Annotated in this window: 17 protein-coding genes; 14 read left to right on the forward strand and 3 right to left on the reverse strand. The window is 67.1% G+C overall.

Annotation, left to right across the window (positions count from 1 at the left end):
* Positions 1–23 precede the first annotated feature (23 nt).
* The 10 genes from ABE463_RS03205 (at position 24) to ABE463_RS03250 (ending at position 10,977) form a co-directional block, all read left to right on the forward strand.
* Entirely contained in the window at positions 24–446 is a 423-nt protein-coding gene (locus ABE463_RS03205; RefSeq protein ID WP_259261695.1) for a VOC family protein, read from the forward strand.
* A gap of 71 nt (positions 447–517) precedes the next feature.
* Positions 518–1,780 (forward strand): sigma-70 family RNA polymerase sigma factor, encoded by a 1,263-nt coding sequence (locus ABE463_RS03210; protein ID WP_346467240.1) that lies wholly within the window; start codon positions 518–520, stop codon positions 1,778–1,780.
* Between the two features lie 133 nt (positions 1,781–1,913).
* The gene (locus ABE463_RS03215; RefSeq protein WP_346467410.1) at positions 1,914–3,071 is read left to right on the forward strand and encodes a hypothetical protein; all 1,158 of its coding nucleotides are present in this window, start codon (positions 1,914–1,916) and stop codon (positions 3,069–3,071) included.
* On the forward strand, positions 3,062–4,162 hold the full coding sequence (locus ABE463_RS03220; RefSeq protein WP_121042405.1) for a hypothetical protein: 1,101 nt from the start codon (positions 3,062–3,064) through the stop codon (positions 4,160–4,162). Before ABE463_RS03215 ends, ABE463_RS03220 begins: the two co-directional genes overlap by 10 nt.
* A 103-nt stretch (positions 4,163–4,265) precedes the next feature.
* The gene (locus ABE463_RS03225) at positions 4,266–4,934 is read left to right on the forward strand and encodes a hypothetical protein (RefSeq protein ID WP_259261699.1); all 669 of its coding nucleotides are present in this window, start codon (positions 4,266–4,268) and stop codon (positions 4,932–4,934) included.
* Positions 4,935–4,950: 16 nt separating this feature from the next.
* Complete coding sequence (locus ABE463_RS03230) at positions 4,951–6,594, forward strand: CsgG/HfaB family protein (protein WP_346467241.1); 1,644 nt, start codon at positions 4,951–4,953, stop codon at positions 6,592–6,594.
* A gap of 90 nt (positions 6,595–6,684) precedes the next feature.
* Positions 6,685–8,334 (forward strand): M28 family metallopeptidase, encoded by a 1,650-nt coding sequence (locus ABE463_RS03235; protein WP_152153011.1) that lies wholly within the window; start codon positions 6,685–6,687, stop codon positions 8,332–8,334.
* Between the two features lie 246 nt (positions 8,335–8,580).
* Positions 8,581–9,840, forward strand: coding sequence for a histidine kinase (locus ABE463_RS03240; RefSeq protein ID WP_259261701.1), 1,260 nt, complete (start codon positions 8,581–8,583; stop codon positions 9,838–9,840).
* The gene (locus tag ABE463_RS03245; RefSeq protein ID WP_121042416.1) at positions 9,830–10,603 is read left to right on the forward strand and encodes a LytTR family DNA-binding domain-containing protein; all 774 of its coding nucleotides are present in this window, start codon (positions 9,830–9,832) and stop codon (positions 10,601–10,603) included. Before ABE463_RS03240 ends, ABE463_RS03245 begins: the two co-directional genes overlap by 11 nt.
* 29 nt (positions 10,604–10,632) lie before the next feature.
* Entirely contained in the window at positions 10,633–10,977 is a 345-nt protein-coding gene (locus ABE463_RS03250) for a hypothetical protein (RefSeq protein WP_259261702.1), read from the forward strand.
* A 39-nt stretch (positions 10,978–11,016) separates the two neighbouring features.
* On the opposite strand, the gene ABE463_RS03255 is transcribed toward ABE463_RS03250, so the two are convergent.
* On the reverse strand, positions 11,017–11,631 hold the full coding sequence (locus tag ABE463_RS03255) for a hypothetical protein (protein ID WP_026070179.1): 615 nt from the start codon (positions 11,629–11,631) through the stop codon (positions 11,017–11,019).
* Between the two features lie 318 nt (positions 11,632–11,949).
* Between ABE463_RS03255 and ABE463_RS03260 the strand changes: the two genes are divergently transcribed.
* Positions 11,950–12,867 (forward strand): oxygenase MpaB family protein, encoded by a 918-nt coding sequence (locus ABE463_RS03260; protein WP_346467242.1) that lies wholly within the window; start codon positions 11,950–11,952, stop codon positions 12,865–12,867.
* Between the two features lie 883 nt (positions 12,868–13,750).
* Here ABE463_RS03260 and ABE463_RS03265 read toward each other — a convergent pair.
* Positions 13,751–15,868: a M13 family metallopeptidase gene (locus ABE463_RS03265; RefSeq protein ID WP_346467243.1), complete on the reverse strand. Its 2,118-nt coding sequence runs from the start codon at positions 15,866–15,868 to the stop codon at positions 13,751–13,753.
* Between the two features lie 325 nt (positions 15,869–16,193).
* On the opposite strand from ABE463_RS03265, the gene ABE463_RS03270 reads away from it, so the two are divergent.
* Entirely contained in the window at positions 16,194–19,118 is a 2,925-nt protein-coding gene (locus ABE463_RS03270; protein ID WP_346467244.1) for an EAL domain-containing protein, read from the forward strand.
* A gap of 30 nt (positions 19,119–19,148) precedes the next feature.
* Here ABE463_RS03270 and ABE463_RS03275 read toward each other — a convergent pair whose 3' ends face one another.
* Positions 19,149–20,033: a LysR family transcriptional regulator gene (locus tag ABE463_RS03275; RefSeq protein WP_346467245.1), complete on the reverse strand. Its 885-nt coding sequence runs from the start codon at positions 20,031–20,033 to the stop codon at positions 19,149–19,151.
* A gap of 99 nt (positions 20,034–20,132) precedes the next feature.
* On the opposite strand from ABE463_RS03275, the gene ABE463_RS03280 reads away from it, so the two are divergent.
* Together ABE463_RS03280 and ABE463_RS03285 are read left to right on the forward strand one after the other, a co-directional pair.
* Positions 20,133–20,942, forward strand: coding sequence for a class III extradiol ring-cleavage dioxygenase (locus tag ABE463_RS03280; RefSeq protein WP_346467246.1), 810 nt, complete (start codon positions 20,133–20,135; stop codon positions 20,940–20,942).
* A gap of 131 nt (positions 20,943–21,073) precedes the next feature.
* The gene (locus ABE463_RS03285) at positions 21,074–22,717 is read left to right on the forward strand and encodes a Na+/H+ antiporter (RefSeq protein WP_259261708.1); all 1,644 of its coding nucleotides are present in this window, start codon (positions 21,074–21,076) and stop codon (positions 22,715–22,717) included.
* Positions 22,718–22,823: the final 106 nt, after the last annotated feature.

Genomic DNA, 22,823 nt, shown 5'->3' on the forward strand with positions numbered 1-22,823 from the left:
TCCCACATCCCTGGAGCATTCCCATGAAACTGATTCCGTTCCTTGGCTTCAACGGCAAGACCCATGAGGCGATGGCCTTTTATGCGCAGGTGCTGGGCGGCAAGGTCACCTCGGAAATGAAGTACCGCGATATGCCACCGATGGAAAGCCAGGAGGGCTGTGGCGAGATGCCGCCGGAAACGCTGGACCACGTCGCGCACAGCCAGCTGGAGGTGGGGTCGGCGATCCTGATGGCGGCCGATGGGCCATCTTCCGAGGGGCAGGGCGGCACCACGATCAACATCGAGGTCGACTCGATCGAGGACGCCGAGCGCGTGTTCAACGCGCTGGCCGACGGAGGTGAGATCAAGATGCCGATCACCGAAACCTTCTGGGCCCATCGCTGGGGCTTTCTGATCGACCGCTACGGCAAGCCGTGGATGGTCAACTGCATGAAGCAGCCCTGAGCCCGGACGGGCGCGATGGCACCCCGCCGCGCAGCTTGTACCCGCCTCGCACCGGTGGTCTGATCAGCCGCATGGACACGGCACTGACGCAACGACTGGAGACGATCTGGCGCATGGAGTCGCCAGTGCTGACCGCCCGCCTGACCCGCCTGCTTGGCGGCGATGTCGGCCGTGCCGAAGAGCTGGTCCAGGACACCTGGCTGGCCGCGCTGGAGCGCTGGCCCAGCCAGGGCGTGCCGGACAATCCCGGAGCGTGGCTGATGACCACCGCGCGCAACCGCGCCATCGATGTGCTGCGCCAGCACCAGCGGGTCGCCGGCCAGCATGCGCAGTACGGCAGTGCGCTGGAGCCGCTGCCGTTGCCGGCGCCCGACGACAGCGGTGCGCTGGAAGACGATATCGGCGATGACCTGCTGCGGTTGATGTTCGTGGCCTGCCATCCAGTGCTGGCCGCCGATGCGCGCGTGGCATTGACGCTGCGGCTGCTCGGCGGGCTGACCACCGAAGAGATCGCGCGCGCCTTCCTGGCCCCGGAGCCGACCATCGCCCAGCGCATCGTGCGCGCCAAACGCATGCTGGCGCAGAAGCAGGTGCCGTTCGACGTGCCACGCCAGGCGGCGCTGCCGGAGCGGTTGGCCTCGGTGCTGGAGGTGGTCTACCTGATCTTCAACGAAGGCTATGCTGCCAGTGCCGGCGATGACTGGATGCGCCCGGCGTTGTGCGACGAAGCGCTTCGGCTGGGCCGCGTGCTGGCCAGCCGCCTGCCGGCCTGGCCGCAGGTGCAGGGTCTGCTCGCGTTGATGGAGCTGCAGGCATCGCGCACCGCTGCCCGCACCGATGCGACGGGTCACCCGATCCTGCTGCCCGAGCAGGACCGCACGCGCTGGGACTGGCTGCAGATCGCCCGTGGCCAGGCGGCCCTGCAGCAGGCGGTGGCGCTGGGCGGCAGCGAGGATCCCTATGTGCTGCAGGCCGCCATCGCCGAGTGCCACGCGCGGGCGCGCCGCGCCGAAGACACCGATTGGGCAAGGATGGCGGCGCTTTACGCGCGGCTTGCGCAGGTGCAGCCTTCGCCGGTGGTGGACCTCAATCGGGCCGTTGCCGTGTCGCGTGCGCAGGGAGCGGCGGCGGCCTGGCCGCTGGTCGAGCAGCTCAGCGCTGATGCGCGCCTTCGCGACTATGCGCCGCTGGCCGTAGTGCAGGGCGACCTGCTGGCGCAGCTGGGCCGTGCGGCCGACGCACGGGCGGCGTTCGAGCGGGCAGCAGCGCTGACCGCCAACGGCCGCGAACGCGCGCTGTTGCAGGCGCGCGCGGAGGCTCTGGCACAAGGCTGACGCAATCTCATCTTGTCGGTCTGCATGGTTGCGGCTATCGTTGCGCCCTTCACAAGCATGACTGGGGCTGACCCCCGGTCAGCAACCACAGGGACAAAGGCTGATGCCGTCAGGGAAGAAACCGCTACGCGCGATGCGCGCGTGGATGCTGCTGTGCGTGTTCCTCATCACCCCGTTCGCGCATGCGGCCGACAAGGTACAGCAGGCGTACTGGGCTGGCTTCGCCTATACCGGCGAGCAGGCTGCCCGCAGCGAGGTTGCGCCGCATAGCAGCCGGGTCATCGACCGGCGCGGTGCGGAGGCATTGAACCACCAGCTCGCCAGTGCCCTGCGCCGCCAGCCGCCCGCCCACCTGCAGCTGATCAGCGACCAGCTTGCCAAGCTGGATGGCACCACCAGCGCCACCGTGCTCGCCGCGGCGCTGGACCGTGAACTGGTCTCGGTCGAGCCGATCGGCGACCAGTACAAGGTGCTGGTGGAGGTGGCACTGCAGGCGCTGTTCTTCGATTTCCGCGAGCGCCAGGTCATCGCCTCCTACCCGATGACGCTGCAGCGTATCGACCTGCAGGACGACCGCCCGTCCGAAGGGGATATCGACGCGATCATCGCCGATCTGCTCTATGGCACTGCCGCCACCGCACTGCCGCAGGTACTCGCACAGACCCTGGCCAACGCGCAGCTTCCCAACGCCTCGATGCGGCGGCTGCAGGTGGGTGGGGTGACGTTGTCCGATGCGGCCCGGGTCAAGCTGCCCGACCCTGCGATGGAAGGCACGCTGCGCGCCACGCTGGCCCATGAGCTGTCCAAGACGCTGTCGTCCAACACCGGCATCGGCCTGTTGCCACCGGCCACCGGGGAAGCGATCGGCGGTGCGATGGCCGCGCGCTTTGCCGACGGCAAGGTGTATCAGCTCAAGATTCCCGAACCCGATTACGTGGTCACGCTGACGCTCGACGCAATGAAGAGCGGCGTCGTCAATGAAACCGCGGCCATGAAGACGATGCTGTTCGGCGCGTTCTTCCAGGTAAAGGTGACCGAGCCCTTCTCCGGCAAGGTGTATTTCGACCAGCCCCTGCGCAAGGGTGCCACCAAGGTGGTGCCGGTCACGCAGTGGCGGGTGGACCAGTGGTCGGCCAACTACGAAACCGTGTTGGCCGGCTTTGATGCGTTCGCTGGCGCTGCTGCCAAACGGGCGGATTCGCGCGCCTGGCTGGATGAGCAGAAGCCGGGCGGACGCCCCCTGCAACAACAGATCCAGGCCCTCCAGGAGTTGATCAAGTCATGTCGTTGATTCGTGCTGTACTGCTGATTCTCATTGCATTGATGGTCACCGCGCCGGTCGCGGCGCAGACCGCCAGTTCCCGCGGCATGGGCTCGGCCAGCTATGGTCTGCGCCTGAGCGCCGATACCCGTGCCCAGGCCCTGAACAAAGCCAAGGTCAACGCACTGGAAGCCTATATCGCCGAATCGGGCGCGGCCAAGCTGCGCCTGTTCGAGTCGCGCCGTCCGGAGTTCATCGGCGAGATCGACCGCTTCGTGCTCTCCACCGTGACCCTGTCGGAGAACGAGGACAAGAAGGCCAAGACCTACACGATCAGCGTTCGCGCCGAGATCAACACCACGCTGCTGCAGACCAAGCTGGATGCTGGCTCGGCCGTGGCCGGCGCACGCAGCAACGAACGCTCGCTGCTGACCTTCCTGTTCATGGCGCGCTCGCAGGACACCGTGCAGTCGTTCCAGGACAAGGAATACCGCCGCGTTGACGCCAGCCGCAGCTATGACGAAAACACCCGCGAAGGCGACTCCTTCCGTGGCAACTCGGTCAGCACCAACGGCAGCGTCAACCAGAACGCCTCGGTGTCGGTGACCAGCGGCGGCAGCACCACTGCGCGCAGCGACACCATCAGCTGGAAGGTGGCCAACGCCGCCGAGGTCAACACCGCGATGACCGGTGCCTTCAGCAGCGCCGGCTACGAAGTGGTTGAAGCGGAGTACGTCGAAGGCGAAAGCGGCGGCCTGCTCAGCATCGATCGCATCCGCAAGGATTTCAGCACCGGCAACGACCTGTCTGCCGCCACCCTGCGTGATACCGCCAACGGCATCCGCGCCGCGAACATTCCGTACATCGCGGTCGGCACCCTGGATATCGGCATGCGTGACCGCGATCCGGCCTCGGGCAATACCCGCGTGTACGTCACGGTGACCGGCAAAGTGCTGGACGTGACCGGCCGCTTCCCGCGCACCGTTTCTTCGGTCGGCCCGGTGCAGTACGCCGGCCTGGGCCCGAACGAAACCGTCGCCCGTACCAATGCGTTGCGCGAGGCTGCCGAACAGGCCGCCCAGCAGATGATCAACGAGCTGAACGTCAAAGCCGTTCGTTGACGCCGTGCGGCGAACATCGGTGCGCCGCCCGCCCCATTGCCTCCAGATCGTTTTTTTCGCCCGTGCCTGCACGGGCGTTCTTCCCTCACACAGGACCCATCCCATGATCCGTACTACCGTCATCGCACTCGCCATCGCTGCCTCCTTCGCCGCGCCCGCGCATGCTCAGTTGAGCAAGCTCAAGGGTCTGGTCGGCGGCGCGACCGCCACCGAAGCCAGCGCCGCCGGCGCCCCGGACGAAGCCGCGCAGGATGCACTGGTGCGCCGTTTTGTCGCGTCGCAGTCGCATTCGCTGGCCGCGCAGACCTCCTTCGCCAAGGCCTTCGGTCTGGCCGAGCAGGTGCAGCTGCTGGAAGCCGAGCGTCAGGCGCTGTCGTCCGGTGCGGTGGACGTGAGCAAAATGAAGAAGTCCGTGTCGGTCAGCGAAGCCGCCCAAGCGGCGATCGATGAGCGCGTTGCCGCGCAGCCGGAACTCAGCGCCGAATCCAAGCAGTACTACACCGAAGGCCTGGTCTCGCTGATCGCCTCGGCGGCTGAAGGCCAGAAGCTGAGTGGCGAAGCCAGCAACTTCGCCGGTGGCATGAAGAACCTCGGCGCGGCGCAGATGGCCACGCTGGGCCGCAAGCTGGTCGCCGGTGCGTGGGTCGCCAAGGAATCCCCGGGCTACCTCAAGGGCCTGTACGACACCTCCAAGTCGGCGATGACGTTCGCCCGCGCCAGCAAGATCAAGGTGCCGGGCAATGCAGATGCGATGCTCGACGGCCTGAACTGATCCGGGACGGCCACGCATGCAGATTTCTACCCGACTGCTGAGCCTGGCCATCGCCGCTACCCTGCTTGCCGCGTGCGGCAAGCAGGAGGCGCCGGTGGACGAGGTTGCCAGCAAGACTGAATCCAAGGTGCTTTCGGCTGCGAATGCCGACACCGGGCCGTTGCGCGGTACGCCTGATTTCGGCGGCACCACCCAGGTCGCGCGGGAAGCCGACGGTATTGGCAGCACGCCGGAACTGGCTGTACTGGCTGCGCTGCAGTCGGCCGTGGCGCAGGTCAACGGCGTCCGTGTCGCCAGCCAGATGCAGACGCTCCGCGCCGGTCTGGATGTCGATGTCGACGGTCACCACGTCGGCAGCCTCCAGGCCAATGCCTTCGCCCAGCAGGCGATCGCGGCGTCGCAGGGAGCCGTGCTGGGCTACGAGATCCTCTCGCAGGAGGAAATCCGTCAGATTGATGAGGAAGTGATTGAACGCGTGCGGGCCAGCGATGCCGGCTTCACGTACGCCGCCTCGGCGTCGGCCAGTGGCTCGGCACAGGCGCAGGCCGACGCGAGCGGACAAGGCGGTTCGGCTTCGGCCAGCGTCAAGCAAAGCTACAAGGAAAGCGCGAAGGTCGATGCCAAGCGGGGGGCGAGTTCGTACGAGTCCGACGTTAGCCATCGCACCATGCGCAGTTACTGGAAGGTCCGCATCCGTGCCGACATCGCCAAGTACCGCGCACCGGACGAGCAGGGCCGGCCGAAGATCGTCGTCGCCCTGCCGCACGTCCGGTCGGGTAGCTATGCCGTCGGCGATGGCCGGGTAAGCAGCGAAGAGGTGGCGCGTGCCATCCGTGCACGCCTGTCCGACACGCTGACCCAGACCAAGCGTTTCATCGTGCTCGATCGTGAGTTCGGCGATGAAATGCAGGCCGAGATCGATCACATCAACAGCGGCAACGTGCGCCTGCAGGACACCGCACGCCTGGGCCAGCAGCTGGCGACGGATCTGATCCTGATTCCGAGCATCGAGCGTTTCGAGTACCCGCGCAGCGTGCGTCAGCTGCGCATGTCCGATCGCCAGGTGAGCTCGTACTCCGGCGGCGGTCGCATCACGTTGCGGCTGATAAACGCGGCCACCGGTGAAGTGGTGATGTCCGACAGTTTCGACCACCAGTTGGCCTCGACCGGGCCGAGCACGCTGCCGCGTGTGGTGGACGGCAAAGGCATGGCCGCGACGATGATGGATTCGCTGTCCGGCCAGATCGGGACCGCGATCATCACCGAGATCTTCCCGGTCTCGGTCGTATCGTTGAGCGGTGACCAGGTGGTGCTGAGCCAGGGCGGCGACGCGCTGCAGGTCGGCCAGCGCTGGCAGGCGGTGATGCTGGGCGAGGCCCTGAAGGACCCGCAGACCGGCCGCTCGCTGGGGCGCAATGAGACCCCGTGCTGCACAATCCGCATTGATCGCGTTGCCGCGCAGACCTCGTACGGGACGCTGGAAGAAGGTGCGGATCTCGGCGGCGCAGGCTTCCGCCCGGGTGCCATTGAACTGCGCAAGCAATTGGGTGCGGTGAAGCCAGCCACGACCGCTGCGGCGCCGTCGGGTAGCGGCAAGGCACCGGTCCGTGCCGCCAAGCCTGCCGCGGCGGCCAAGCCGGCAGAAGATCCGAACTGGTAAACGATGGCGCCGGGCCTTGGCCCGGCGCCTGTCCAGCTGCGGCATCGCCTACACTCGGGGTCCAGGTTTGGTCCCGTTGTGGAGAGAGCGATGAAGCGAGTAGTACTGAGCGTGCTGGCCCTGTCGGTGTCTGGCGCCCTGATGGCGGCGACGCCCAAATTCGACGGCGCGCGGATCTCCGCCGACGTCAAGGAGCTGGCCTCCGATGCCTACGAAGGCCGCTCGCCGGCCACGGCCGGTGAAGAAAAAACCATCGCCTTCCTGAGCAAGCAGTTCGCCGCGGCCGGCCTGCAGCCGGGCGGCGACCTCAAGGACGGCAAGCGCCTGTGGACACAGGCCGTGCCGCTGCTCAAAGGCGATATCGTCGGCACCCCGAGCCTGTCGCTGAGCAGCAAGGGCACGCCGCAGACGCTGAGCCAGGGCAAGGAAATCGCCGTGCGTGCCGCCATGAACGGTGCCAGCGAGGTGGACATCAAGAACGCGCCGCTGGTGTTCCTGGGCTACGGCGTCAAAGCCGGCGAGCGCAACTGGGACGACTTCAAGGGCGTGGACCTGAAGGGCAAGATCGCGGTCGTGCTGATCAACGACCCGGACTTCGAAACCGGCCAGGGCGATTTCGACGGCAAGGGCATGACCTACTACGGCCGTTGGACCTACAAGTACGAAGAAGGCGCGCGCCAGGGCGCCCTGGGTGTGCTGATCGTGCACGAGACCGCACCGGCCTCGTATGGCTGGGCCACCGTGGCCGGCTCCAACACCAACACCATGTTCGACGTGGTCCGCGACAACCCGGCCGAAGCGCATCCGCTGCTGGAAGGCTGGATCCAGCGCGATCTGGCGGTGGAACTCTTCAAGCGCTCGGGCCTGGATTTCGAGGCGCTGAAGAAGCAGGCGCAGACCCGCGACTTCAAGCCGGTCGAGCTGAAGGGCGAGACCTTCTCGGCCAAGTACGCGGTCAAGACCGAGGTGATCACCTCGCACAACGTGGCCGCGCGCCTGGAAGGCAGCAAGCATCCCGACGAGACCGTGATCTACAGCGCGCACTGGGATCACATCGGCGTGGGCAAGCCCGACGCCAACGGCGACACCATCTTCAACGGTGCGCTGGACAACGCCAGCGGCACCGCCTCGCTGGTCGAGCTGGCGCGCGGCTTCGCCAAGGCCAAGCGTCCGGAGCGTTCGGTGCTGTTCCTGGCCGTCACCGCCGAGGAAAAGGGCCTGCTCGGCTCGGAGTACTACGCCAGCCACCCGCTGTATCCGCTCGGCAAGACCGTGGCGCTGATCAACATGGATGGCATGGCGCCCTTCAGCCCGTCGCGCGATTTCGGCATCTACGGCTCGGCCAAGCTGGAACTGCTGGACCAGCTCAAGGACGTCGCCAAGGGCTGGGACATCCGCTACACCCCCGATCCGAAGCCGGAAGCCGGCCTGTTCTTCCGCTCCGATCACTTCCCGTTCGCCAAGCGCGGCGTGCCGGCGGTGTCGTACTCGGCGGGCCAGGATTGGGTGGAAGGCGGCGTCGCCGCTGGCAAGGCGGCGTCGGATGACTACACCGCCAAGCGCTATCACCAGCAGGGTGACGAGTGGCAGCCGGACTGGACCTTCGCCGGTGCCTCGCGCGATCTGGAAGTGCTGTACACGCTGGGCAATCAGCTGGCCAACTCGCGCGCTTGGCCGAACTGGAGCGAAGACTCCCAGTTCCGCGCCCCGCGTGACGCCAGCGCCGCCGAGCGGAAGTAAGACCGCGTCCGGCCGGTATCGCCGGCCGGACCCCCAACCCGGCGCCATGCCAAGCGTGGCTGGCAGTCCCGGATCCCGATGTAGAACCACGCCATGCGTGGCTTCGCGATCCCGGAACGATCGCCAGCCACCCATGGGGTGGCGCTACGCGGCTTCGTCCCCCCAAACGCCGCCTTCGTCGCATGCCGCTTGTTCCCCGTGGCGGCAGGGCTATGCTCGCCTCACTCCCTATGTGATGACGCCGCCGTGTTCGCCAGCCTCTCCCTGATCTTCCGCATTCTGTTGGCCTGGGCCGCCGCCATCGTGGTGGCGGGGTTCGTCTGGAGTGGCTTCTTCCATGGCATGGACGAAGGCCCCGGCTGGGTGTTCGGCTTGCTGGCGCTGTTCGTGATGGTGACGGCCCTGGGCAGCTGCATCGCCCATATTCGCCGGGTCCAGCATGCGGCCGGGCGCCTGGACGCGGCCACCCTGTCCAGCCGCCAGCGGCGCCAGATCGAGGTCCCAATGGATGCGGGCCCCGCCTTCGCCTTGGTCGAAGCCGCCATCGCCGAGCTGCCGCGGGTGGAAGACATCGAAAGCGCTCCGGGCAGCCTGCAGGTCCGTGCCTACGTACGCCGCGTGGATCCCTACAACGGCCGCCCACCGTCCCGCTGGAACCTGCCTGCGCGGCTGGCGATCAAGCGCAACAGCGTGCTCGCCACGGTCACGCCGGGGCAGGGCACCTGCAGCGTGACGCTGCTGTTCGAGCCCGATGCCGGCGTATGGGCCGATCTGCTCGCCGTCGACGAAGGCAGCAACCATGAGAACGCCGAAGCCGTCGGCCGTGCGATCACCCGCCGCGTGGCCGAGCAGCGCCGCGACGAGCAGGCCGCCGCCGAGCAGACCGCGACCGAGAAGGAACTGTCGGTGGCCAAGCTCAACCTGCTGCATGCCCAGGTCGAGCCGCACTTCCTCTACAACACCCTGGCCAACGCGCAGGTGCTGACCCGCACCGACCCGCCGCGCGCCGACCAGATGCTGGGACACCTGATCCAGTACCTGCGCAGCTCGCTGCCCAGCGTGGACGAATCGATGTCCACCCTGGGGGTGGAGCTGGAGCGCACCCAGGCCTACCTGGAAATCCTCAAGATCCGCATGGGCGCGCGCCTGGCCCTGCAGGTGGATGTGCCGCCGGCACTGACCAGCGTGCCGCTGCCCTCGATGGCCCTGCAGACCCTGGTCGAGAATGCGATCAAGCACGGGCTGGAACCCAAGCCGGGCGGTGGCACGGTATGGATCATCGCGCGCGCTTTCGAGGACCATGTCACCCTCACTGTGGCCGACGATGGCCTCGGCTTCGGGCAGGGCACCAGCGGTACCGGGATCGGCCTGAAGAACCTGCGCGAGCGCCTGCGCTTGACCTGCGGTGAGCGCGCCGGCGTGGCCATCGTGTCCAATTTCCCCAGCGGCGTGGCAGCGACCATTACCCTGCCGCGCGATGCCCGAGAGGCGATCCATGCAGCTTGATGCCCTTATTGCCGAAGACGAAGACCTGCTGCGCCAGTCGCTGGTAGCCCAGCTGCAGCGGTTGTGGCCCGAGCTGCGGCTGGTGGCCGAATGCGAAGACGGCGCGAGCGCGCTGGAGCGCCTGGCCGAGCTGAAGCCGGACCTGGCCCTGCTCGACATCCGCATGCCGGGCATCACCGGCATCGAGGTGGCCCGCGCCCTGCCCGAGATCAGCCCGCGCACCCAGGTGGTGTTCGTCACCGCCTACGACCAGTACGCGATCGATGCCTTCGAACAGGGCGCGATCGACTACCTGCTCAAGCCGGTCAGCGATGAGCGTCTGCTCGCCACGCGCGAGCGGATCCTGGCCCGCATGCAGCTGGGCCGACCGGACAGCGGGATGCTCGAGCAGCTGCTGCAGCGCCTCGGCAATCAGCCCGCCGCCGCCTCAAGCGCGCCGCCACTGGCCTGGATCACGGCCAGCAACGGACGCGACACGCAGCTGATCATGCTCGAAGACGTGATCTACTTCCGTGCCGACAGCAAATACACCACGGTGGTCACCGAGCAGGGTGAAAGCCTGCTGCGCACCTCGCTGCGCGAACTGCTCGACGCACTCGATCCACAACGGTTCCGCCAGATCCACCGTTCCACCATCGTGAACATGAAGGCGGTCGCCGCGGTCACCCGCGATGACACCGGCCGCGGCCAGCTGCGATTGAAGCATCGCGCCGAAGTGCTCAACGTCAGCCAGCCCTTCATGAGTCTGTTCCGCGGGATGTAACGCGCCTTCTCTTTCGTCTGGAGCCTGCCATGCGTATCGCCGTTGTCGCCAGTCTCTGCGTGTTGATGCTGGCTGCCTGCCAGCAATCGAGCAACACCTCCGTCACCCGCATCCGCGCCAACGGCGTGGATACGCTGTACAGCAAAACCACGGTCGACAACGGCGTGGCCAACTTCGACTGCATCGCCAGCAGCAGCGGCCGCTGCCATTACCTGGTGCTGGATGCGCGCTGCGCAAAGGACACCGACTGCCCCTATCCGCCGTTGCACCGGTTGGCGGTGGCGGTGGGCAAGACCGAGCAGATGGCCGGGCTGCCGGCGGGGTTCCAGCACTGCGTCAGCGCCGTCCAGAAAGAACAATGCCACCGTGAGTGATCACGGTGGCATCGTGGCTCCCCCCTCATTTCGATAGGGTCAGAACGCGGGCTGCAGATGCAGGTTGGTGCCGTTGGGCTGCTCGCCGACATGGTTGAGCTGACCCACCAGTTCGGTGTGCTGCTTCATCCGGCCGATCTCGCGCATGATGCGGATGTCCTCGTGGCGCAGCTCGCGCTTGGCGCTCACGGCCTGCTTGTAGTCCAGCACTTCCGGGTAATGCTGGGCCATGTCCAGCGCCTCGGCTACACACTCCACGGTGTCCGCATCGGACGTGATCCGGGCGCGGCTGTTGAAGGCCTTCATCCAGCGCTCGAAGCCGGCGGTGTGATCGAACATGTTGGCCATGAACCAGATCACGAACAGGATCGACACCCATGAGCCGAACACGATCACCACGCGGGTGAAGGTGATATGGAAGTCATCCTTCCACAGGTAATTGCTGATCAGGCCGAGGATGAGCAGCGATGACGCCTGCCAGCCAACGATGGAGGCCATCAACCACTGGCCCTTGGCCTTGGCGAGCACCGCGACTTCCTCGCGGATCTGCTGTTCACTCTTGTTACGCCAATGCGCGACCTGTTTTTCAAACGGGCTGCTGTACAGCTCGTTGTCCTGCAACAGCAGACCCAAACCTTTGAACAAAGCGATCATGACGAGCTCCTTCTGGAACGTGCGGCAGCGCATTGGACGACGTTGTGGCACGTCCAGTTCTAGCACTTTCACCGCGCTTGGCAATGGGCAAAGCGCAAAGATCCGGCGTCATTCCTGCCTGAATGGGCAACCTCGCAGCGGATTTGCGCACTGCGACACGTAAATCGCCGGGTAAATAGGCGTCGGACGTGTGTTCCCATGCTGCATCTGCACAATGTACAGCGCGGCGGCGACAGCGTCCTCGCCAGCCCCGGCGGTATCACGCAGAATTGACGCATCCGCGCGAAATGCCGGTCCGCACCGCCTTTGGTACTGCTGATGTCCTCCCTGTTGCGTTCGCTTGCCCGCCCCGCCACCGCCCCGATCCGCCGCTGGGTGCTGGGTGCCTTCCCCCGCGGCCAGAGCGGGATCGACTACGACCACCCGCTGGGCGACCCCGGCTGGTTCGGCCCGGACAGCATCACCTGGCGCGTGCACGCTGAATTTCCAGGGATGCTTGCCGGTGGCCTGTGCGCGTTGATGCTGCAGACCCTGCACCCGCTGGCCCTGGCCGGCGTGTACGACCACTCCAACTTCCGCGATGACCTGGTCGGCCGCCTGCGCCGCACCACCGCATTTGTCGCGGGCACCACCTACGCACCGACGGCGGAAGTCGAGGCGTTGATCGACAAGGTGACCCGCATCCACGCGCAGGTGCGCGGGCACACGGCGGACGGTCGCGCCTATTCCGCCGACGATCCGGCGCTGCTGACCTGGGTGCACGTCACCGAGGCCTACGGCTTCCTGCAAGGCTGCCGGCGGTATTGCCGCGATGTGCCCACGGCGATCGCCGATCGGTATTACCGCGAGTACAAGCGTGTGGCCGAGGCGCTCGGCGCCACCGATGTGCCCGCCTCGGAAGCGGAGGTCGACGCGTACTTCGCGCGCCAGCAAGGCGAGCTGGTGTTCGATGCCCGTTCGCAAGAGGTACTGGCGGTGTTGTCCGGCATCCGCTTGCCGGTACCGATGGCGGGGTTGTCGCGCGAGCTGTTCCTGGGTGCGGGCGCGGCGCTGTTGCCGGACTGGGCGACGACGATGCTGGCGCGCACGCCGATGCAGCGTGCGCAGTCGCGGGCGTCTGCCGTGATGCTGAGGGGCATGGCGCCGCTGTTCCGGCGTGCACTGCAGGATGGCCTGGCGACGCGCGCATGCACCCGGATGGGTCTTCCTGCCAGCGTGCTTGCTGACTGGCCCTGAAGCGGTAGGTACCGACCGTTGGTCGGTAATCGCGAGTGCCTGTGTCTGATGGTTGGGTCGGGCACGTGCAGGCTTCCGGGACCCGCTGCAAGTACGTCCCTGTAAGCTCGTATGCCGCCATCCATGGCGGCAGACGGTCCCTCCAGCCTGCACGTGCCCGCCCCCCGACACTTGGCTGGTGGCCATGCTGAGATCAAAAGCCGGCAAGCGGAGCTGAGCGGCATCGCGGAATAGCAGCGCTGCAGAAGCGCGGAGCAGTAGGGCTAAGCAGCAGACTGAGTAGCAGTGCCAACCAGTGGATCAGAGTGGCGATGCTAGGCAGCTAAAGAGCTAAAGAGCTGAACGGCGAAGCAGCACAGAACTGCAAAAGTGCGGTGCAACAAAGCGCGAGCAGCAGAGCGGGAGCAGCAAAGCTGAGCGGCGCAGCAGCAGAGCAAAGCAGCAGAGCAAAGCAGCAGAGCAAAGCAGCAGAGCAAAGCAGCAGAGTGGCACTGTGTTGCTCCACGAAGCCGAGTAGCAAAGCTACAGAACGAAGCGGGCCAGCGAAACAAACCCAATCACTGCCACAGCCGCGGAGCCGGGGACCGCTTTTCCCTTGCGCACCAGCCCTGTGCCAACGGGGGGGCTGGGGGGGGGTGGGGGGACCGTAGGCCGCCCTGGAGGGCGCCTTACGAGCTTACAGGCACGTACTGGCAGGGGGCCCCGACACCCCACCCTTGCCCGCCCAGTTCAGAGAAGCCGCAAACCCCAGCCGTTGCTCTGCTCCAGCTCTGCATCTCTGCAGCTCTGTAGCTCCGCAGCTCTGCAGCTCTGCAGCTCTGCAGCAAAAAAAACGGGCGCCGAAGCGCCCGTTCTTTCATCTCAGCAAATGCGATGAAAAGCCTCACCACACCTTGACCCGCTTCTCCGGCGCCAGATACAGCTTCTGGCCCTCCTTCACCTCGAAGGCCGGATACCACGCATCCAGATTGCGCACCGTCAACGCACGGAACTGCCCCGGCGCATGCACATTCGTCAACAGCGAATTACGCAACGCCTGCTCACGCGCCTTGCTCCGCCACGCCTGCGCAAAGCCCAGGAAGAACCGCTGATCCGGCGTAAAGCCCTCCAGCGTCTGCCCCGGCTTGCCCTGCAACGACAACTGATATGCATCGTACGCCGTCGACAGACCCGCCACGTCCGCAATGTTCTCGCCCAGCGTCAAACGACCATTCACCGACACCCCCGGGAACGGACTGTAGCTGCTGAACTGCGCCGCCAGCGCATCACCGGCCGCATCGAACTTCTTCAGATCTTCCGCCGTCCACCAGTTCTGCAGCTTGCCCGTCTCATCGAACAACGCACCGGCGTTGTCGAAACCGTGGCTGATCTCATGGCCGATCACCGCACCGATCGCACCGTAGTTCACCGCATCATCGGCCGCACCGTCGAAGAACGGCGGCTGCAGGATCGCGGCCGGGAACACCAGACGGTTTTCCAGCGGCACGTTCATCGCATTGATGGTCTGCGGCAGCATCGCCCACTCGCTGTGGTCCACCGGCTTGCCCAGCTTGGCGATGTTGCGGCGGTACTCGAACAGCTCCGCTCGCTCGGCATTGCCCAGCGCGTCATCGCGCTTGATCTCAAGGCCCGTGTAGTCACGCCATTTGTCCGGGTAACCCATGCCCACGGTCAGGCCATCGACCTTGGCCTTGGCGCGCGCCTTGGTCTGCGGCGACATCCACTCGAGTGCATCGATGCGCTTGGCGAAGGCCGCGATGATGTTCTTGGCCATCTCGTCGGCACGGGCCTTGGTGGCCGGGTCGAAATGACGCTCGACGTACACCTTGCCGATGGCTTCGCCGACGGCATGGTTGCTGTCATCCACCGCACGCTTCCACCGCTCGCTCTGCTGCGGCGTGCCGTTGAGGGTGGTGCCGTGGAAAGCGAAGCGCGCATCGGCGAACGACTTGGGCAGGTACGGGGCGGCGCGGTCCAGGGCATGGAAGGCGAGGTAGTCCTTCCAGACTTCCAGCGGCTCGGTCGCGACCAGGCGCGAAATGCCGGCCACGGCCTTGGGCTGCCACACGATGAAGTCCTGCTGGGCATCCAGGCCGGCCGAGGCCAGGAAGGCGCTCCAGTCCATACCCGGCGCCTTGGCGCTCAGGTCGGCCTGCTTCCAGGCGTTGGCGCCCTTGGCGACGTCGTTGGTGTCTTCCTGGGTGGCGTGCGCCTGGGCGATCTTGGTCTCCAGCGCGAGGATGCGCTGGGCCTTGGCCGCCGGATCGGCGACGCCGGCCAGCTGCAGCACCTGGGCGATATACGCCTGGTACTGCTTGCGGATCTCGGCCATGCGGCCGCCCTGCAGGTAGAAGTCGCGGTCCGGCAGGCCCAGGCCACCCTGCACCAGGTACGGCGCGGTGCGGTCCGGCTGCAGCAGATCCACCGAGACCCACACGCCGAACAGGCGGTCGGTGTAGAAGTTGGTGGCGTTGAGCAGGTCCACATCGGCGCGCAGGGTGCCGCCCAGGGCGGTGGCCAGCGCGGCCTTGTCGCCGATGCCCGCGATGGCGTCCAGTGCCGGCTTGACCGGGGCGGCGCCGCGCGATTCGATGCCGGTCTCATCCATGAAGGCAGCGTAGTAGTCGCCGATCAGCTTGGTCTCGCCCTCGGCCTTGGTATCGGCTGCGGCGCCTTCGAGGATCGCGCGGGTGTCGGCCAGGGTCTTTTCGGAAATGACGTTGAAGCTGCCGTAGCTGGAGCGGTCGGCCGGAATCTCGGTGTTCTTGACCCAGGTGCCGTTGGCGAAGCCGAAGAAGTCATCGCCTGCGGCAACGCTGCGGTCCATGCCGGCGGCATCGAAGCCGAAGCTGCCCAGCTGCGGCATGGGCGCGGCCGGTTCAGCCGGCGCGGTCTCGGGGGTAGCGGCCGGTGCGGTGGGTTCGCGATCGCAGGCCGCCAGGCCCAGCGACAGGCTGGCGGCAATGGCGAGCATCAGGGTGGGGCGACGCAGCTTGGACATGGACCTTCTCGGCAACGGAAACGTCCAAGTCTAATCCCGTCCCGGGCGCGTGGTTATGCCGGCTCCGGCGGTATCGGGGGCCGGTTGTGGCGGCCCTAGGGTTTGTCAACGCGGCCGGGCGCCGCGTGCTCTTCCCGTGCCGCGCGCGCTGGTGCATGCTGGGCCGGCCGGGGTTCGCACGGGGGTCACTGGCACCCGTGTGAAGATACAAGCGTCAAGAATCCCGGGTGTCGGCCGCTCAGGTTTGGGGAAGCCAGGAAGCGCTACAGATGAAATCAGCCCGTCGGTGTACGAGAGCGTTGCGGTGCCCGCGTTGAGCCGTGCCATGGCACGGCCATTGCGGACGATCGTGTGGCTGGGGGTTTCCCTGGGCGTGCTGCTGGCGATCGGGCTGGTGGCGATGCTGACCAACGACTATCAGCGTCGGCAGGAGGCTGCGCAGCGGCAGAGCTCGGCGCTGGCGACCGGGGCCCAGCGCCTGCTGCGGCTGGAGCTGCGCAATCTGGAGCGGGCCATGCAGGGCATTGCCGAGGACGGCGCGCTGCTGTTCCGGCGGGTACCGTCGCAGGCGCCGGATCTGCTCGACGACGCCATCAGTGGCGTGCTGCAGCGGCATGCCGAGCTGCACAGCATCGTGGTGGCCGACCAGCACGGGCGCGCGCTGACCAGTGGCAGCGGCGATCTGCAGCTGCCGTTGTGGGCGGTGGAGGACAATCGTGGCAGCATCCGCCAGTTGTACATCGGCCCGCCACAGGCACAGGACGCTTCACGCTGGGTGCTCCCGCTGGCGCTGCGCATGGGCGAGGACCGCTGGCTGCTGGCGCGCCTGCGCACCGATGAGCTGCACTCGATCATCAGCGGCATGGACACCGGCGAGAGCGGGGTGGTCTCGATCACCGACCGCTACGGGTATGTCCTGGCGCGCAGTCCCGATCCCGCTGGCGTGGTGGGGCATCGCTTCGGCCTGAGCAAGCGCGAGCTGCTGCGCCGTGACGCGCTGACGCCGCTGGGCACGGAGATCAGCGGGGTCGATGGTATCGAGCGGATTTCCAGCCTGAGCACGCTGGCGCAGTACCCGCTTGCGGTCTATACGGGGTTGGGGCGCCGCGATGTGCTGGCAGCCTGGTGGCCCTATGTACAGGCCTCGATCGGGGTGTACCTGCTGTACTGGATGCTGTTCGGGGCGGTCTATGTCAGCCTGCGCCGGGCCACCCGCGATCAGGACAGCCTGACCGAGGAACTGCGCACCGGCCATGCCGAGCTGCGCATGGCCCACCAGGTGGGCAAGGTCTGCACCTGGTACGTGGACGAGGATGCCTGCCTGCTGCGCTGGTCGCCGCTGGCGCGGGAGATCTTCGATGTGGAGATCGACAGCCTGCCGGTCGCCGACTTCTTCGCCCGCATCCACCACGAAGACACCGCCCGCATGCAGGTGGCCTTCGATGCTGCGTTTGCCGGCAACGGCGTGCTGGATGAAATGTTCCGTCTGGTGCTGGCGGGCGGTGCGATCCGCTGGGTCTCCGCGCGTGGCCAGCGCGTGGCCGTGGTCGATCGCGAGCGGCGCATGATGGGGGCACTGACCGACGTCAGCGAACGGGTGGACGCGCTGGCCCGTGCGCAGCAGGCCGAGCGCCAGTTCCGCCTGCTGTTCGACCGCAACCCGGCACCGTTCTGGGTGTTCGATCCTGACACGCTGCGCTTCCTGGAGGTCAACGAAGCGGCGGTGCGTCAGTACGGCTACAGCCGTGATGAGTTCCTGTCGATGAGCATCCTGGACATCCGCCCGCGCGAAGGCTGGGAGGAAATCCGCGGCGCCATCGCGCTGGCACGGATCGGCGATGTGGATGCGCAGGTGCGCCTGCACCAGCGTAAGGACGGCACGATCTTCGAGGTCCGCGCGCATCTGGCGCGGCTGGATTTCGACGGCCGCCAGGCGTGCCTGGTGCTGGCCGAGGACGTCAGCGAGCGGCTGGCCTACGAGCGCGATCTGGCGTACCACGCCACCCACAACCCGGCCACCGGCCTGCTCAATACGCGTGCACTGGCCGAGCAGCTGGACGAAGAGGGCGGCGCGTACACCATTGCCTACGTGCAGTTCCGTGGCCTGCAGCTGGTCTCCGATACGCTCGGTCGCGAGGTGGGCGATGTGGTGCTGCAGGCGATGGCCAAGCGTTTGGGCGGACTCGGTGTGCGCTATGGGCTGCTGGCGTTCCAGCCGGCCGAAGATTTCATCTTCGCCATCCGCGACGACCATCAGCGCCAGACCGCGCTGGATACGCTGGTGCAGACCGTGTCCGAGCCGGTCCGCGGGCAGGATTGGCTGCATCAGTTCGAGCCCCGTATCGGCGTGGCCGTGAAGTTCGACGGCGATGCCAACACGGCCGAACAGGTGATCGGCATGGCCGCGCAGGCCGCCCACGCCGCGCGCGACGAGGGCAACGTGATCGCGTGGTACGACAACACGGTAAGTTCGCGTCTTGCCGAACGGCTGCGCCTGGCCGGGCGCATCCACAGTGCCATCGACACCGAATTCGAGCTGTACTACCAGCCGATCTGCCATGCGGCCGACAGCACCCCGGCGGCGCTGGAGGCCTTGCTGCGCTGGCCGCAGGCCGATGGCAGCTTCATTCCGCCGGGCGAGTTCATCCAGCTGTGCGAAGACACCGGTCTGATCCTCGCGCTGGGCCGCTGGGTGATCCGCTCCGCGGCGCAGGCACAGCGCCAGCTGGTCGATGCGGGTTGGGACCTGCCGATCGCGGTGAATGTCTCGGCGGTGCAGTTCTTCAACAGCGACCTGGTGGCCGAGTTCACCCGCGCCAGCCAGGAGTTCGGATTGGCCCGAGGTGCGCTGCAGGTCGAGCTGACCGAGAGCAGCCTGATGCGTAAGCCCGGTCAGGCCAAGCAGACCATGCAGCGCCTGCATGAGCAGGGCATCTGCATCTCGCTGGACGATTTCGGTACCGGCTATTCGAACATGTCCTACCTGCAGCATCTGCCGCTGGACATCCTGAAGATCGACCGCAGCTTCGTGGCGGATGTGGAAACCAATCCGCGCAACGCCTCGATCTGCCGCGCGCTGCTGTCGCTGGGTCACAGCATGGGGCTGACCATCATCGCCGAAGGCGTGGAGACCCCCGGCCAGCATCAGTGGCTGGCCGCGCATGGCTGTGACCAGGTGCAGGGCTATCTGCTGGGCCGGCCGATGCCGTTGGCCAAGGTGATCGCGCAGTTGGAGTCGGTGGAGGCGTAGCGCCGGGCGCTGCCCGGGCGCCGCCACGCGTCATCCGCCCAGCGCGACCACCAGGTAATCGATGAAGCTGCGCACCTTCGGCGCCAGATGGCTGCGGCTGGTGTACACCGCATGGATGCCGATGCCCGGCACCGCCCACTCGGGCAGTACCCGCTCCAATCGACCATCGGCGATGGCCTGGGCCACCAGGAAGTCCGGCTGCACGATGATGCCCATGCCGGCAATCGCGGCCTCGCGCAGCACGTCGCCGTTGTTGGCGCGTACGCCGCCACTGATCGGCACTGATACCTCCCCGCGTGGCCCCTGCAGCTGCCACGCGTCCCCGCCGCCCCAGTAGCTGTACTGCAGGCATTCGTGCGCGGCGAGATCTTCGGGCTGCTGCGGGCGACCATGCGCATCCAGATACGCCGGCGCGGCGCACAGGCTGATCTGGGCGTCGGCCAGCTTGCGCGCGATCAGTGCCGGGCTGGGCTGGCGGGTGATGCGGATCGCCAGGTCGTAGCCTTCTTCGACCATGTCCACCAGGCGGTCGGACAGCGACAGGTCCAGTTCCACCTGCGGATACCGCGCGCGATAGCCGGCCAGCAGTGGGCCCAGCCGGGCGATGCCATAGCTGACCGGCGCGTTGATGCGCAGCCGCCCCGAAGGCTCCAGGGCCTGCGCGTTGATGCCGGCCTCCAGCGCATCGAACTCGGCCAGCAACCGCACGCACTCGGCGTAATAGGCCGCGCCCGTGCTGGTCGGGCTCACGCGGCGGGTCGTACGGTTGAGCAGCCGGGCCGAGAGGCGCTTCTCCAGTGCCGCGATCTGCCGGGTCACCCCTGCGGTGGACAGGTCCAGGGCCTGCGCGGCGGCACTGAAGCCGTTGCGCTCGACCACGGCGACAAACACACGCATGGCGTCCAGAGTGTCCATTGTTTCTCTTTCCGAAATAAACAGCGTCGATGCATCGTATTTATTGGCAAGGCTGCGCGCAATAAGCTCAGGGCCGTCGTAGCGCTACTGGAGTCCGTGATGTCCCGCTTGCCCTCCCTGTACATCTCCCACGGCTCGCCGATGACCGCGCTCAACCCCGGTCTGGTCGGTGAGCGCCTGGCGGCCCTGGCGGCGCGGTTGCCGCGACCGCGCGCGATCGTCATGGCCTCGGCGCACTGGCTGACCCATCAACCTGTGGTCGGCGGGCATGCCCAGCCGCCGACCATCCACGATTTCGGCGGTTTTCCGCAGGCGCTGTTCGACCTGCAGTACCCGGCGCCGGGCGACCCCGCGCTGGCGCAGGAGATCGCGCAGCGGCTGACCGCGGCCGGCCTGCCGACCGCGATCGACCCGCAGCGCGGTCTCGACCACGGTGCCTGGGTGCCGCTGCGCTTTCTGTACCCGCAGGCGGAGATCCCGGTCGTGCCGCTGGCGATCCAGCCGCTGCTTGGGCCGGCCCATCAGTTCGCGCTGGGGCGCGCGCTGGCGCCGCTGCGCGAGCAGGGCGTGCTCTTGATCGGCTCGGGCAGCATCACCCACAACCTGCACGACTGGCGCAGCTACCAGGACGGCAAGGAAGCGCCGTACGTGCGGCCCTTCATCGAGTGGGTGGAGCAGCGCCTGCAGGCCGATGACAGCGCCGCCTTGCTGGACTACCGCCGTCAGGCCCCGCACGCCGCGCAGGCACACCCCAGCGACGAGCACCTGCAGCCGCTGCACGTCGCGATGGGCGCAGCCGGTGGCGATGCGCTCGGCGCGCAGCGTATCGATGCCGGCATCGATGCCGGTTTCCTGGCGATGGACATCTATCGCTTCGACGGCGCCGACGCGCAGCAGCGCGCCGCGTGAGCGCAGTGCTGTCCGCGGACTGAGCCTGGTGTGCGCGGTGCGTTCGCGTGGTGGCGCACGTGTGGTACGTTTTTTCCTGTTTCCGGCGCCGGCTGCCTGCAGCCTCCCCCGCGCTGCTTACTGGAAAATGCATGCATACCATTGAAGTCGTCCTGGCGATGCTGGTGGCGGTGGTCGCCAGCGGCTACCTGGTCCGCGTTCTGCCGTTGTCGCTGCCGCTGCCGTTGGTGCAGATCGGGCTGGGCGCGGTCATTGCCGGGGTGTTCAACCGCGGCCACGCGCTCGAGCCGGAGATGTTCTTCCTGCTGTTCCTGCCGCCGCTGCTGTTCCTGGATGGGTGGCGCATCCCCAAGCAGGGCCTGTTCCGCGATAAAGGCGTGATCCTGGAGCTGGCCTTCGGGCTGGTGGTGTTCACCGTGATCGGGGCCGGGTTCCTGATCCACTGGATGATCCCGGTAATGCCGCTGGCGGTGGCCTTCGCCCTGGCCGCGATCATCTCGCCGACGGACCCGGTGGCAGTCAGTTCGATCGCTTCGCGTGCGCCGATTCCCAAGCGGCTGATGCACATCCTGGAAGGCGAGTCACTGCTCAACGATGCCTCCGGCCTGGTCTGCTTCCGCTTTGCGGTGGCGGCGGTGATGACCGGCTCGTTCTCGCTGGCGACCGCCTCGCTGACGTTCCTGTGGGTGGCGGTGGCCGGGCTGGCGATCGGTGTCGCGGTGACGCTGGGCGTCTCCACCTTCCAGCGCTGGCTGTGGCGGCGCTTCGGCGAGGAGCCGGGCGCGGCGCTGCTGGTCAACCTGCTGATTCCGTTCGCGGCCTACCTGCTGGCCGAAGAGTTCAACGCCTCGGGCATCCTCTCGGCGGTCGCTGCGGGCATCACGATGAGCTATGTGGAACTGAGCGGCCGCGTGTCCGGCAGCATGCGCGTGCAGCGCACCGCCGTGTGGAACATGCTGCAGTTCAGCTTCAACGGCATCATGTTCGTGCTGCTCGGCGAGCAGCTGCCGGGCATCGTGGAGCGCGCGATCAAAACGGTCAGCGAGAGCGGGCACCACAGCGCGTGGTGGCTGCTGGTGTACGTGGTGGTGATCAATCTGGCGCTGGTGCTGCTGCGCCTGGCCTGGGTGTGGCTGTCGCTGCGCTGGAGCCTGCTGCGCGCACGTCATCGTGGCGAGGCCCGGCAGGGCACCTCCTGGCGGATCGTGGTGGCAACCTCGGTGGCGGGGGTGCGCGGGGCGATCACCCTGGCCGGCGTGCTGACCCTGCCGCTGTTCCTGCCCGACGGCAGCGCCTTCCCGGCGCGTGATCTGGTGATCTTCCTGGCCGCGGCGGTGATCCTGTTCTCGCTGGTCGGCGCCAGCATCGCGTTGCCGCGCCTGCTCAAGGGCCTGGAACTGCCGGCCGATTCGGGCGAGCGCAAAGAGGAGGACCTGGCCCGCAAGCTGGCCGCCAAGGCCGCGCTGGCCGGCGTGGAGCGCACGCGCCAGCAGCTGGTGCAGAACCAGACCACCGAGAACGTGCAGCTCTACAACGACGCCGCCTCCCGGGTGAGCCTGCTGTACCAGCGCAATCTGGAGAAGGACGCCGGGCCGGATGCCGATCCGGACAAGGTCAAGCGGATGGAGCAGGGCTATCGCCAACTGCGCACCGCCGGGCTCACCGCCGAGCGCGAAGAGCTGTTCCGCCTGACCCGGCGCGGCAAGATCTCCGATGAGATCTCACGCAGGTTGATCCGCAATCTGGACCTGCTGGAGACGCGGCAACGCGATTGAGGCCGCACCGTGTCACGGGTAGAGCCACCCCATGGGTGGCTGCGCGGACCCACTGGAACCCACGCGTCCGGGACGAAGGGCAGCCACCCATGGGGTGGCTCTACCC

Origin of the sequence: Stenotrophomonas sp. TWI819 (assembly GCF_039673075.1) — a bacterium.
GTDB classification, from domain to species: Bacteria; Pseudomonadota; Gammaproteobacteria; order Xanthomonadales; family Xanthomonadaceae; genus Stenotrophomonas; species Stenotrophomonas rhizophila_B.

Coding starts and splice junctions, on each gene's coding strand:
- ABE463_RS03205 (WP_259261695.1), top strand. CDS start 24: ATGAAACTGATTCCGTTCCTTGGCTTCAACGGCAAGACCCATGAGGCG.
- ABE463_RS03210 (WP_346467240.1), top strand. CDS start 518: ATGGACACGGCACTGACGCAACGACTGGAGACGATCTGGCGCATGGAG.
- ABE463_RS03215 (WP_346467410.1), top strand. CDS start 1,914: ATGCGCGCGTGGATGCTGCTGTGCGTGTTCCTCATCACCCCGTTCGCG.
- ABE463_RS03220 (WP_121042405.1), top strand. CDS start 3,062: ATGTCGTTGATTCGTGCTGTACTGCTGATTCTCATTGCATTGATGGTC.
- ABE463_RS03225 (WP_259261699.1), top strand. CDS start 4,266: ATGATCCGTACTACCGTCATCGCACTCGCCATCGCTGCCTCCTTCGCC.
- ABE463_RS03230 (WP_346467241.1), top strand. CDS start 4,951: ATGCAGATTTCTACCCGACTGCTGAGCCTGGCCATCGCCGCTACCCTG.
- ABE463_RS03235 (WP_152153011.1), top strand. CDS start 6,685: ATGAAGCGAGTAGTACTGAGCGTGCTGGCCCTGTCGGTGTCTGGCGCC.
- ABE463_RS03245 (WP_121042416.1), top strand. CDS start 9,830: ATGCAGCTTGATGCCCTTATTGCCGAAGACGAAGACCTGCTGCGCCAG.
- ABE463_RS03250 (WP_259261702.1), top strand. CDS start 10,633: ATGCGTATCGCCGTTGTCGCCAGTCTCTGCGTGTTGATGCTGGCTGCC.
- ABE463_RS03255 (WP_026070179.1), bottom strand. CDS start 11,631: ATGATCGCTTTGTTCAAAGGTTTGGGTCTGCTGTTGCAGGACAACGAG.
- ABE463_RS03260 (WP_346467242.1), top strand. CDS start 11,950: ATGTCCTCCCTGTTGCGTTCGCTTGCCCGCCCCGCCACCGCCCCGATC.
- ABE463_RS03265 (WP_346467243.1), bottom strand. CDS start 15,868: ATGTCCAAGCTGCGTCGCCCCACCCTGATGCTCGCCATTGCCGCCAGC.
- ABE463_RS03270 (WP_346467244.1), top strand. CDS start 16,194: ATGGCACGGCCATTGCGGACGATCGTGTGGCTGGGGGTTTCCCTGGGC.
- ABE463_RS03275 (WP_346467245.1), bottom strand. CDS start 20,033: ATGGACACTCTGGACGCCATGCGTGTGTTTGTCGCCGTGGTCGAGCGC.
- ABE463_RS03280 (WP_346467246.1), top strand. CDS start 20,133: ATGTCCCGCTTGCCCTCCCTGTACATCTCCCACGGCTCGCCGATGACC.
- ABE463_RS03285 (WP_259261708.1), top strand. CDS start 21,074: ATGCATACCATTGAAGTCGTCCTGGCGATGCTGGTGGCGGTGGTCGCC.